The sequence below is a fragment of the Mucilaginibacter sp. GW822-FHT03E02 genome (assembly GCF_058801545.1).
This window is the reverse complement of record NZ_JBXANJ010000001.1, coordinates 2,584,449-2,597,265: the sequence shown is the minus strand read 5'-3', so window position 1 is coordinate 2,597,265 and position 12,817 is coordinate 2,584,449. Positions and strand designations below refer to the sequence as shown.

The 12,817-nt window shown below is 41.2% G+C and carries 11 protein-coding genes; 5 read left to right on the top strand and 6 right to left on the bottom strand.

The genetic code is table 11. The features are described from left to right. Positions 1 to 968 precede the first annotated feature (968 nt). A complete protein-coding gene (locus tag AC1RM2_RS10950; RefSeq protein ID WP_492985125.1) occupies positions 969 to 1,337 on the top strand; it encodes a hypothetical protein in 369 nt (122 codons plus the stop codon). 76 nt (positions 1,338 to 1,413) lie between these two features. Here AC1RM2_RS10950 and AC1RM2_RS10945 read toward each other — a convergent pair whose 3' ends face one another. From AC1RM2_RS10945 to AC1RM2_RS10930, 4 genes are all read right to left on the bottom strand, one after another. Continuing rightward, entirely contained in the window at positions 1,414 to 2,049 is a 636-nt protein-coding gene (locus AC1RM2_RS10945; RefSeq protein ID WP_492985124.1) for a hypothetical protein, read from the bottom strand. 12 nt (positions 2,050 to 2,061) lie between these two features. After that, a complete protein-coding gene (locus AC1RM2_RS10940) occupies positions 2,062 to 2,823 on the bottom strand; it encodes a DUF5131 family protein (protein ID WP_492985123.1) in 762 nt (253 codons plus the stop codon). A 61-nt stretch (positions 2,824 to 2,884) separates the two neighbouring features. Next, a complete protein-coding gene (gene tcmP / locus AC1RM2_RS10935) occupies positions 2,885 to 4,006 on the bottom strand; it encodes a three-Cys-motif partner protein TcmP (protein WP_492985122.1) in 1,122 nt (373 codons plus the stop codon). A gap of 344 nt (positions 4,007 to 4,350) precedes the next feature. After that, complete coding sequence (locus tag AC1RM2_RS10930) at positions 4,351 to 4,818, bottom strand: hypothetical protein (RefSeq protein WP_492985121.1); 468 nt, start codon at positions 4,816 to 4,818, stop codon at positions 4,351 to 4,353. A 730-nt stretch (positions 4,819 to 5,548) separates the two neighbouring features. Here AC1RM2_RS10930 and AC1RM2_RS10925 point away from each other — a divergent pair. Then, on the top strand, positions 5,549 to 7,285 hold the full coding sequence (locus tag AC1RM2_RS10925; RefSeq protein WP_492985120.1) for an MAC/perforin domain-containing protein: 1,737 nt from the start codon (positions 5,549 to 5,551) through the stop codon (positions 7,283 to 7,285). Between the two features lie 218 nt (positions 7,286 to 7,503). Here AC1RM2_RS10925 and AC1RM2_RS10920 read toward each other — a convergent pair whose 3' ends face one another. Further along, positions 7,504 to 7,977, bottom strand: coding sequence for an SRPBCC family protein (locus AC1RM2_RS10920; RefSeq protein ID WP_492985119.1), 474 nt, complete (start codon positions 7,975 to 7,977; stop codon positions 7,504 to 7,506). Between the two features lie 11 nt (positions 7,978 to 7,988). Continuing rightward, positions 7,989 to 8,294 carry an ArsR/SmtB family transcription factor gene (locus AC1RM2_RS10915; protein ID WP_147053289.1) on the bottom strand — a complete coding sequence of 102 codons (306 nt, stop codon included), beginning with the start codon at positions 8,292 to 8,294 and terminating at the stop codon, positions 7,989 to 7,991. Between the two features lie 490 nt (positions 8,295 to 8,784). Between AC1RM2_RS10915 and kdpF the strand changes: the two genes are divergently transcribed. The 3 genes from kdpF (at position 8,785) to kdpB (ending at position 12,784) form a co-directional block, all read left to right on the top strand. Next, positions 8,785 to 8,862, top strand: a complete 78-nt coding sequence (kdpF, locus tag AC1RM2_RS10910) for a K(+)-transporting ATPase subunit F (protein ID WP_090651871.1) — start codon at positions 8,785 to 8,787, stop codon at positions 8,860 to 8,862. A gap of 12 nt (positions 8,863 to 8,874) precedes the next feature. Beyond that, positions 8,875 to 10,590 (top strand): potassium-transporting ATPase subunit KdpA, encoded by a 1,716-nt coding sequence (gene kdpA / locus AC1RM2_RS10905; RefSeq protein WP_492985118.1) that lies wholly within the window; start codon positions 8,875 to 8,877, stop codon positions 10,588 to 10,590. A 166-nt stretch (positions 10,591 to 10,756) separates the two neighbouring features. Beyond that, the gene (gene kdpB / locus AC1RM2_RS10900) at positions 10,757 to 12,784 is read left to right on the top strand and encodes a potassium-transporting ATPase subunit KdpB (RefSeq protein ID WP_477383511.1); all 2,028 of its coding nucleotides are present in this window, start codon (positions 10,757 to 10,759) and stop codon (positions 12,782 to 12,784) included. The last annotated feature ends 33 nt before the right edge of the window (positions 12,785 to 12,817 follow it).

Below are 12,817 nucleotides of genomic sequence, written 5' to 3'. Positions count from 1 at the left end.
AATAAAATCATGGTTAACATGTGTTAACCATGATTTTTGCGTTTTTCGTATTTTTCCGATATGAAACTTAGGGCTGCTGCAATGCCGCCTAATCCCACGTACGGGCAAAACTTAGAGCTGTAAAAAACAGTAATGACATGTTTGTGTACCGTAAGAGCATCACAACAGCCATGTCATTGCGAGCGCAGCGCGGCAACCTCGTAGCTATGTGTGCCGGACTATTTAGGGTAACCAAATTAAATTGTAGAGGCTACAGCATCGGCCCGCTCATTCGCCGCGGGGGGCTGTTACTTTTTTCTTGATAAAAAAGTAACCAAAAAATCAAGTCAGCAGAAATGCTTCTTTACGCTCGGGGCCTTTGCCCTGCAAAATGGGCAAAACCTGGGCTGGAATTATTTTGCCCCGGCCCGCTTAGCCCCACACACGTGCAAAAACTTCCTATGCCCTGCAGCCGCACAGCCCCGCATTGTTTTGCCCGTTTTCGCCCGAAGCTGTTCTGCTGACGGGAAGGGGAAGATATTTCGTAAAGAAAACGATCACAAGTCATTCTGGCTCTGTCCTTTGCACAAGCGCGTTAGGGGACTATTTGGGACTTAGAATTGTCGGGAATTGCCTCGTAGTATAACTATATACCCGTTAGTCCATACTAAATTAAAAATTATTTTGCATTCCATATTTTTTATATATACTTGTATCACAATTATATAACCTTAACACTTTTCTGTCCGTACAAACGTTGAAGTAAAACATACCACTTTGATATTATGGCGGGTGAATACGATATGGCAACAACAACATTATCCATTGTAGTAGCAACAATATGTTTCGCATTGGTAGCTTTTAGGGTTGGTAGGAATTTTATAAAAAGAGTAAGCTCTGATAAAATCACTCTTGTAAAAGGGGACAAAAAAATTACCATATCTCAGCACCCAACCCCATCGGATAGGAAGAGGTTGGCACATTTTTAAATGAGCGAACAACCTAACCTGGAAACACAAAGCACTTTTGATAACAAGACTTTAACTTTGGCCGCAACGGCTTTAGTGGCTTGTTCTAATCTATTACCATCTGATACATTAAGAAAGATCGGTGCAGCTTCTGCACCTTGCTTGACCATAATAACAGCCTACATCTTCAAGAAATGTAAAAATATCCTTTACATGTATATTGAGCAGAAAAGGGGGATTAAGGCGTATAAGGAAATAATTACGGACTTAAATAAAAAACTATCTTCTTGTCAAAACACCAAAGAACAGGATGCTATAAAAAAACAAATATCAAAGCATGAGAACGACTTGCACGACCTAAAAATAAGGAACATAAAGTCGTTCATATGAAAGGTAGAAAATATAAGCTGTTAGATATATCTTCTGCCGCGAGTTTTTAACTCGTGGTATAACATGGTTTCAGCTTTCAGCGGTCTTTTATTTTGATAAGTAGCTTATCATTTCCTGACGATTTTCCCTGTCTTATTCTAAGACGCCTAATATAAAGCGGTTCTTCTCGGATTCGACTATAGTAATTAATAGGAACATTAAAAAGATCTACAAGTTTTTTTAAAGTAGAGCTAATTTGAGTTCTGGACATTTTTCGTTGATCGAACTCCTTCATCAAATAAAAGAAACCTGGCCAAAATATAGCTGCTTTATCAAAATCAAGATCCAAAGGAGTACCAATTAAAGATAAAGCACCGCAATTCTGAATCATCCGATTTGCTAAGTCTCTGTTTGCCGCTTTACACGCAGACATAAATATCCTTACGTCAGGTATTGGCCCAATAAATTCCTGAAATTCTTTATTGCTTATAAATTCATTGTTGATAAAAATTCCCCTAAGGTTTGCATGGCACGACAAGTATAGATATCGAAGTTTGGAACTTCGGAAATCCGTTAAAAGCTTTTTGAAATGTTCTTTTGAGTCAGCCCAATTATATACAACATTTTGATTTGACTGGTCAAGTATAGACCGTAAATTATCACCGTCTTCATATTCTCCTGCATCAAGAGACTCTATGATGTATACCCCATAAACAGTGGACTTCAAATTCATGTGATGGATTAATTAGGCAGCCTTGTTAGGCATTTCTCTATATATTTTTCCATCAAGTTCACATCCACCTTTTGCGTGTTGTGGATGTTCAGATTGTATTGTGGGATCTTGCGGGTTAGCGTTAAATTTCGGTTTACCCCATTGCTTGAAAAAGAATGATACCCCCTTCTTATTGCATTGAGCTTTTATAAAATCAATCCATTCCTTTTTTATTGGCCTGGCTTTATGTCCTGATTCACCACCTACTATAACCCAATTAATTTTTTTAAGGTTAAGTGTATTGACAGGTGCTATTAAAGGTTCAATAGACAAGAATTTTGTTTTTGCTTTGGTTTTCGAAAGTTCATCTATCCGGTAAGTATAATCTTCACTCTCCACAGATACACCCATCCAAATATTTTCGGTCCAGGTTAATTCTGATGACAATTCAAGTAACCTTTCAGAGCGCTTTGTTAGAACTTGATATATATGTTGAGGCGTACTATTCATGACGGCAAAAACGGCTTTTATAAAATCAACAGGTACATCTGGATGAAATAAATCACTCATAGAATTGACAAAGACAACTTTCGATTTTTTCCAGGTAAAAGGAATATTTAATGAATCAGCATGAGTTCTGATGCTGAATCCATTTTTGTATTTTTCAATGCCCATAGCTTTTAGGCGTTTAGACATTACTTCTGCGTAGCAAAATTTACACCCAGGACTTATCTTCGTGCATCCGGTTACTGGATTCCATGTGAGTTCTGTCCACTCTATATTTGATTGAGCCATGATTTTTAATTCGTAGTTACAAACTCTTGCTAACTAAGTTAGTATATATTATGAAATTATTCTATTTTTTATTTAAAATGACATATTCAAGGATTCGTTTATTTTTATGAACATTCTCATAGTTAACGAGAGGCGATATGTTATTATAACTTATTTCTTTGTTTTTTTTCATTAGCCTAAGCATTTCAGCAGAATGAGAGCATATATGGCCTTCCGCCAATGTGAAATCATAGAGTTGAATATTGTTGCAAATTTCTCTGCTTAAAATCTTTGATCTAACTAATTCTTGAAAAGCTTCTACCCGTTTTTTTATTTTCCCCGCAAACATATCCAATTGATCTTTTGATGCATCATCATCAATATCAAAATTTGCTTGGCCATTCATGCTGTTTTTTGCCCATGCTACTCCTAAAAACTTATCAACGGCTCTTACATGTGATGCGCCGAAAATAATTCCATGAATATTTTGATCTCTTTTCAATGAAAAAGGATAGAGTTTTAATTTTGTATTGGTTGGTAGTTTTTTTCTGATTTGAGCAATTACGTTTCTATGAATAAACTTATATGGATCTTTTTTTGCCTCATCCATATCAATCTCTAAATGCATTGTAAACTCCTTTTTCTTTCCAAACCTCCAAAAATATGATGAGGATATAAAATATAGGAAATCAGTTTCGGTTGTTCTTTCAAGTTCGAGAAAGTATTTTTCTGATGTGAATTTTATCCCGTTTTGATCTAAAAAAACCAAAGATGGCTTTTGTTTAATAACTGGTAAAAGCTTGGGGAACAGCAATTCAAAGTCTTCATTAAAATACTCAATAGAAACAAAATGCTTGAGGCTCGGATTGTTTTCTAAAAATGTATTGCACGAAATTTTCAGAAGTTCGAATTTTTCTTGAACTTTCTTTATAGGTTGATATTCATTTAGGTATAAAATTATGCGGACTTTTTTTTGAAAAATATTATCAATTTGTTCCTTTATTTTCTCCAGTATTCTGATTGGACTACCAGGAACGCCTGTCTTATCGTAACCTGTTCCAGCGAAAAAATCAATTATGCAAATTTCAGGGCGACCTTGCATAATAAAAGTCGGCAGCCACTCTTGCGCATAGTTTTCAAAAATTTCAAGTTTTGTAATTGTTTCGTCGTCGAAAGGCTTGCTATGTAAATCTATTGCTGCCATTAGTTTAGGTTGTTGTTAGAAAAATCTAATCTAAGAATTTTAGTAAGGTTTTAAACTATACAAAAAAATTAAATATTAGTATTAAATATCTTTGTTTATTCAACTTTGACATAAATACATTTTCTACCCGCGTTAACGATTGCAGCGGATACCGGCCTCGCGCCTAAGGCCCGTGCAGTATGAGCGAAAAGCGTGGGCCGCAGGCAACGCCGGGAAAAGAATTAAGAGGCAAGAATCAAGAGGCAGCCTCAAAACGCCTAAATTATCCAGCTACCGCGAGTTTTAAACTCATAGTAAAATATGGTTTCAGCTAAATAGTGAAGTTTTATAGCGTTCAGTATCCCCTACTGCTTATTAAAAACCATAGGCGAAGGAACGCAACTGGCATTAAACGGGCAGGTGAAATAAAGTGAAAGTTTATTTTTCTGGCCGTTGATTGACAGGCCGTAAGCAACGGTTTTGGAGCCGTCAACGGGTATAAGTTCGGTTACCGGGCCGTAACTGTTTTTGGAGTTTGAATAATTTACCTGGTCAAACATAATTAACGAATCATTTTTGATGCTATATTTCCCGGTGCTTCTAAAGCGGTATCCTATTATTTTTTTGGTAACCGAATCTGTGGCTATAATATCGTATTGAAACTGGTTGCCATTTTTGAATTCATATTGTTGAATTCCCTGGAATTGCATGATAGCCCATTTCCCGGTAATATTAATAGTCCCACTTGCATCCTTTTCACAGGCAGAAAAAGTAAATGCTAAAACAGCTACTAAAAGGCTTAAAATTTTGATAAGGGCAAGTTTTGTTTTCATATTGATAATTACGCACAAATAAATGGTACTGATACAGTTGCGATATTTTTTTGTTAAAATACTCATTTGCTACTCGCTGCCGCGAGTGTTTAACTCCTGGTGCAATATTGTTTTAGTTTCAGTTTTACTGTGACGACAAAGGATTTATTCAATATCATTCTGCTAATTCTCAAATTCTTTAATTCTGATTCAGACAACCTCCCCGCGTTAACGATTGCAGCGGATACCGGCCAATGTGGCTAAGGCCCGAGCAGTATAAGCGGAAAGCGTGGGCTGGGAAAAGAATCAAGAGGCAAGAGTCAAGAATCAAGACAGCTTCAAATAACTAAAATCCCCGCTATACTTCAATCCTAAAAATCAAGGTTCAGACAATACCGCGATCAACCTATAATCGCCCCTGCTTTCAACTAAACTTTAAACCCAACGGCTTCGGCCGGCTTTATCCACTGGTTATCACAAGACAATTCCCTACCGTTATTTACCTGAAAAAAAGCTACCGAAAGGGCTTTTTTACCCTGCTTACAGGTAAAGCCTTTGGGTACTATTGTACATGGTAATGGTGGAGTAACTGAGATGATTTCTGTTCAATTATTTTATTGGTTATCCATCAATTAAATGATAACCATGTTTTACATCATTCCAAATAATCCTTTCCCCCTGTTACCACCATCAAAAAAATAAACCATTCTATAACAAACTGTTAAAATTTAACCAATAAGCCAAAAGAATTATGACAACCGAGAATTTACAAATGCTTGAAGAGCAGATTGAACAATCAAAACCCCTGGATTTTGTACTGCAATCATTCAATGTTTTTAATCCCATTATTGCCAAAAATCCTGAATTATTACTGAGCCAGCTGAGTAATTATTTGAAAACACCGTTAACCGATAATGATGTAAATACCCAAACGGTTAAGCAAACCTTTTCGTCTACTTTTAAAGAATTTCAGTCTACCCAATCCTCTGATACGGAGTTTGCCGCTTCGGTGGGTATTGAGGGGAGTTATGGGTTTTACAGTGGTTCGGTAAAGGCCAGCTACAGTTCTGAAACCTACCAGGCTTCAACAGCTTTCAGCAGCAGTTTTAACGGCGTTATTAGCTGCGGCACGGTAACTTTTAAAAGGCAAAGCGACCACAACGCCATAAGGGCGTGCCTGGCCACCGAATTATGCGCGGCGCTTGACAGTATTACCACACTTAAAGCAGCTGAAGCTTTTGTGGGCACCTACGGCACACACCTGGTGCTTGGTTTAAACCTGGGGGGCTTTATCCAGCTAAAATCGGCATCAAAAACAAGCAATTACAAAAGTAAGCAGGAGATGTCGCTTGCGGTAACAGCAGCCTATGAAGGTGCCGGCAGCATTAGCGCCGCGGCAAGCGCGACTCAAAAGTTATCGCAGGAAAGCTTTTCCTCCAGTCTTGAGCAAACGGTTGATACATCGGGAGGGCAAGGCAGCCTGGCGGCCCAAATTGACCCGAAAGACCCTAAAACAATTGTAGATTGGGCTAATAGCTGCACCGCCGATACTTCTTACGGTATAACCAGCGCTATCGAGATATGGCAACTGGCCGCAAATGATACGGCAAAAAACACATTGAAGCAATATATTAACCTGGTAATATTGGTGCAAAGCATTAAAAACCCCACCATATTTGCAGCCGAAGCAGCCTTGCAACCATACACTGTGGTTGATGTGAATGCTGTAGCTAACGATGCCCACTTCCGGATTATTGGGGGAGGGGCTATGATAGAAAAAAACAAAAGCAGCTTCCTGGTAAACTCTTATCCCCAAACGGATAGCCATGGTCATATCAACGGGTGGACTGCCGGATCGCATGATATTGCGGATGCCGCATCGTCCGATGACTATATAACTGCTTTTGCTATGGCCATATACGATCCCAGTTATGTAGCCGGCAGCGCAGATAACCTGTTGCAGGTTCAGCTAAAAACGGCACAGGGCATCAATCCGGGTGTAGGTGGCGATACCGCTGCAAGTAGTGTAGATGGCGGTTATTTACTTTCGGGCGGCGGTATTCAATCTTTTACACCCGGAAATGTTAATAAATACATTTTGGGCAGCTACCCGTCAAGTGATGATACCTGGACGGCCACCAACCACGATTACGAAAGAGCGGCATCGGATGTTGCGCTTACGGCTTATGCAATTGGTATAAAGAGCAACCACCCTTCGCTTACCATTACGCCATATTTGGTTAGTACACCCGAATCTGAACATGAATACGGCAACCAAACCGCAACGCTGGGCGATGGTGTATCTATTGCGGGTGGCGGCTTATCCATAACCAATGCCACAGATTGTGGTAACCTTGCGCAGCAAAGCTACCCGTCATCATCAAACAGCTGGACGGAATATAATAAAGACGATGACGGCCACGTATCACATGCCGACGTTGTGGCCTATGCCATTGGGTTTACCGCTTCGCTTGATTTTAACAAGTAGTTTAGTAGTAAGTATCAAGTAGTAAGTAGTAAGACAAAAGAGCGAAAAATAAAATCCTGGCTATCCTTTAATCCTAAAAATCAGGGTTCAGACAAAAAAGATCGACATAACAACGGCCCGTTCCTGGCAGCTAAAAAGCCAGGAACGGGCCGTTTTAAATAATAGGGTGGGGCTTAACTTAATCAACTCAATCCAACCTAATCAACCCAATCAACCAACTATCCCAACAATTCTTCCAGTTGGTTAAGGCCGATGGTAAAGCCGCCCTGGAAGCCCATGGCTACCAGTTTTTCCAGGTCTGCTTCGGATTGGAAGGTGAGGGTTACATTAACAATTGTTTTTTCGCCCTCCTGTTTCATGGCCACGTGCCATGTGGATGGCGAGAAGCCCGGAGCCTGTACGCCATTTTCGTCGCTGAAAAAGGAAGTGGCTTCAAAGGTGTTGGTACCCACGGTGATAAACTGTACATTGCTCCAATGTACTTCGCCGGCGGGGCCCACCATCGAATACAGCCATTGGCCACCTGGTTTAAATTCCATTATTTTGGTTACGGCGTTCCAAGGTCGTGGTCCCCACCATTTGTCCAACAGTTCGGCCTGGGTCCAGGCGCTCCATACTTTTGCTATAGGCGCTTTAAATTCACGCACAACGTGCAGTTGTTTTTTTGCTAAATCTTTTTCAAAGGAGATCATGGTGTTTGTTTTTAAAGTGTATCTAATAAATTATCTAATTGGTTAAAACGGTCTGTCCACATGTTGCGGAAGGCTTCTATCCATTGGTCTACTTCTTTCATCTTGTTCAGTTCTAAATGGTAGTAAATTTCGCGGCCCTGTTGTTCTTGTTTTAACGCGCCGCATTCGGTTAATATTTGTATGTGTTTTGATACCGCCTGCCTGCTGCTGTCAAAGTGTTCGGCAATGGCATTGGGTGTCATGGCACCTGTTACCAGGAGGGTTAAAATGGCCCGTCGGGTTGGGTCGGCAATGGCTTGATAAATATCGCGTCTCATATAATTTGCAACTGATTGATTGCAAATATAAATGCAATTGATTGATTGCGCAATATTTTTTGAAAATATTTTTTGAGTGGAGGGGAAGTGGAGTGGTTTGCACGGGTGAACGGTATAGTGCAATATGTCATTGCGAGGTACGAAGCAATCTCGTTGCTATGTATATCCGTCCTGGGTATGGCTACGAGGTTGCCGCGCTGCGCTCGCAATGACATAACTTTTTATTTCCCTCTCCCACATTGATAATCAACTATCAAAATGATAGGCTATTTTCATTAATTAAACTCGTTTTTTATAACTGCTTAATGATAATTGCCTGTGATTCAATTATTTGATTTCCTGTGCCAATAATTGGCACCTACTTGGTAAACCCTCCTGCAAAAACTAATAATATGGATATTTTACAGATTGTTATTTATGTGGCCACCTTCATAGCCATATTCTGGATCTTCTTCAAATCAGTTAATTACTTCGAAAACATTTAATCATCATGATCGCATTATTCATTGTAGCAGTGGCTGTGTTTGTATACATGGTGTATGTACTGCTTAAACCCGAAAAATTTTAAACTATTAAACCCATGAACACTGAAATTTCAGGTGTAATTTTTACCTACCTGCTCACGCTGGCAATAGCCATCCCCCTGGGCCGTTACATCGCCCGCATTTTTAAGGGCGAAAAAACCTGGCTCGACTTTTTAGCCCCGCTCGAAAGGTTCATTTTTCGTTTCAGCGGCATTGATGCCAAAAAGGAAATGAACTGGAAACAGCATTTATTTGCCCTGCTTACTATCAATAGTGTATGGCTTATTTATGCATTTGTTTGTTTAATGGCACAAGGCCATCTGCCACTTAACCCGGATGCAAATCCGGGCCAGTCGCCTGATACGGCTTTTAATACGGCCATCAGCTTTTTGGTAAACTGTAACTTACAGCACTACTCGGGCGAAAGCGGCGCCACTTACTTTACACAGCACTTTGTGTTTATGTTCCTGCACTTTGTATCGGCAGCTACAGGTATTGCCGCGCTGATTGTATTGTTCAGGGCCCTGAAAGATAAAGTGACCGATAAACTGGGCAACTTTTGGGATTACTTTGTAAAAACCATTACCCGTATATTATTGCCTATATCATTTGTAATAGCTGTCATCTTCGCTTTTAATGGCATGACTACCAGCTACGCAGGTAAAGATACTTTTATTAGTATGCAGGGCGATACCGTTCACGTATCCCGCGGACCGGTTGCTGCCTTAGTTGCTATTAAGCACTTAGGTACAAACGGCGGTGGCTGGTTTGGTGCAAACTCTGCCCACCCTATTGAAAACCCTAACTACTTAACCAACACAGTTGAGTTGGTTGCACAGCTTATTATTCCTATAGCGCTGGTATTTGCCCTGGGCTTTTACCTTAATAAAAAGAAATTTGCTTACGTAATTTTCGGGGTGATGACGCTGGGAATGCTCATGCTGATGATACCAACCATTAATGCCGAACTAAACGGTAACCCGGCTATAGCCCACATGGGTGTTAGCCAGCCTACCGGTGCTATGGAGGGCAAGGAAGTAAGGTTTGGACCGGCCAATTCCGCATACTGGAGCATAATGACTACTGTTACTTCAACAGGTTCGGTAAACTCCATGCATGATAGTACCATGCCTTTATCAGGTTGTATGCAATTGCTGGGTATGATGGTTAATTGCTTTTATGGCGGTGTGGGTGTTGGTTTCCTTAATTTTTACATCTTTATCATCATCGCGGTATTTATATCGGGCCTGATGGTTGGGCGTACACCTGAGTTCCTGGGCCGCAAAATTGAAGCCCGGGAAATGAAGATAGCTTCACTGATTGCTTTATTACACCCATTCATCATATTGGTAGGCTTAGCCGTATCATCATACGTGGTGGTACACATGCCTGGTGCCGATTGGGCAGTAAAACCATCAACATGGTTAAATAACCCCGGCAACCACGGTTTTTCTGAAATGCTGTATGAGTATACTTCATCGGCCGCAAACAACGGTTCGGGCTTTGAAGGTTTGGGCGATGGTAACATCTTCTGGAACTTTAGTACCGGTTTAGTAATGGTTTTGGGTAGGTTTTTGCCAATTATTGGTCCGCTGGCCATTGCAGGTTTACTGGCCAATAAAAAATTCATTCCTGAATCTGCCGGAACACTTAAAAGCGATACCTCAACCTTTGGGTTAATGATCTTCGCGGTGATTGTAATTATCGCTGCCCTTTCATTTTTTCCTGCACTGGCTTTAGGTCCAATTGCTGAACATTTTTCACTTAGATAAAAAAAGGAAGCGGAGGGCGGTGCGATTCCCCTCTTGAGAGGGGGGAGGGGTGTGTTTAACCCGCGTTGAATGGCGCAGAACACACCCCTGCTGTCGCACAGTCCATCGCGCCCCCTCTCGAGAGGGGAACTGAAAAGCATTAATCGCTTAAAAAATTAAAAAGAAAATGAAAACCTCAAATACATTATTCCAGGGCGATCAGATGAAGGAGGCTTTTAAACAGTCGTTCATCAAACTAAACCCACGCATACTGTTCCGTAACCCGGTTATGTTTACCGTTGAAATAGGAACGGCAGTAATGCTTATTGTAACTATATTTTCCTTTGCAAATAAAGGACAGGGCAGTTTTGCCTATAACTTCACCGTGTTTTTGGTACTGTTGTTAACTGTACTGTTTGCCAACTTTGCCGAAGCTATTGCCGAAGCACGTGGTAAAGCCCAGGCCGAAAGCTTGCGCAAAACCCGCGAGGAAACTCCTGCCCGCTTACTGGTTAATGGTAAAGAAACCATGGTAATGTCGAGCCAGTTAAAAAAAGGCGATGTGTTTATCTGCGAAACAGGCGATAACATCCCTACCGATGGCGAGATCATTGAAGGTATTGCTACCATTGACGAATCGGCCATCACTGGCGAATCTGCCCCGGTTATCCGCGAATCGGGCGGCGATAAATCATCAGTAACCGGTGGTACCAAAGTATTATCTGATAAGATAAAGGTTATGGTAACCACCCAGCCCGGCGAAAGCTTTTTGGATAAGATGATTGCGCTGGTTGAAGGTGCATCGCGCCAGAAAACACCAAACGAGATTGCTTTAACTATCCTGCTTGCAGGCTTTACGCTCATATTTGTTATTGTGTGCGTTACCCTGAAACCATTTGGCGATTATTCAAATACCCCGATAACAATTGCCGCATTCATTTCACTATTTGTTTGTCTTATCCCAACCACTATCGGTGGCCTGTTATCGGCCATCGGTATTGCCGGGATGGATAGGGCGTTACGCGCAAACGTGATAACCAAAAGCGGTAAAGCGGTTGAAACTGCAGGTGATTTGGATACCTTGTTATTAGATAAAACAGGTACCATCACTATTGGTAACCGTAAGGCAACCAATTTTTATCCTGCCACAGGTGTTAGCAACGCCAGCTTTGTAGCCGCATGTGTATTAAGCTCGCTGGCCGATGAAACCCCCGAAGGTAAATCGATAGTGGAACTTGCCAACGAGGATAAAACCTTACCTAAAGTTGTTGCCCCCGCCAATTCGGTATTTATAAAATTTACCGCCGAAACCCGTTCAAGCGGTTTGGATACGCCCGATGGTTTACGCATCCGTAAAGGTGCTTTTGATTCCATCCGTAACATTGCCTTAAAGGCTGGTCACCCGTTCCCAACCGAGGTTGAGGATAACGTTAAAAAAATCTCATCAAATGGTGGTACACCGCTGGTAGTATCGCAAAACGAAGAGATAATGGGTGTAATTGAATTACAGGACATTATTAAACCCGGCATTGCCGAACGTTTTGACCGCCTGCGTAAAATGGGCGTTAAAACAGTAATGGTTACCGGTGATAACCCTTTAACTGCCAAATTTATTGCTGAGAAAGCAGGTGTGGATGATTTTATTGCCGAGGCTAAACCCGAGGATAAAATGAACTACATTAAAAAAGAACAACAAGGCGGCAAGCTGGTAGCCATGATGGGCGACGGTACAAACGATGCCCCTGCATTGGCCCAGGCCGATGTTGGTGTGGCCATGAACAGCGGTACCCAGGCTGCCAAGGAAGCCGGTAACATGGTTGATTTGGATAACGACCCAACCAAGCTGATTGAGATTGTGGAAATTGGTAAACAATTGCTGATGACCCGCGGTACGCTTACCACCTTCTCGATAGCTAACGACGTAGCCAAGTACTTTGCTATTGTTCCGGCCTTATTCATGGTATCTATACCATCATTAAGGGCACTGAACATCATGGCATTGCACAGCCCCGAATCGGCCATATTATCGGCAGTAATATTTAACGCCATCATTATCCCGTTGCTGATACCGTTGGCCTTACGTGGTGTGGAATATAAACCGATAGGTGCCAGCGCGTTGTTGCGCCGTAACTTGTTAATATATGGCCTTGGTGGTATACTGATACCATTTATCGGTATTAAATTAATTGACCTTGCCGTAGGCGTATTTATATAGAAGAGATTTGAGATGTGAGATATGAGATTTGAG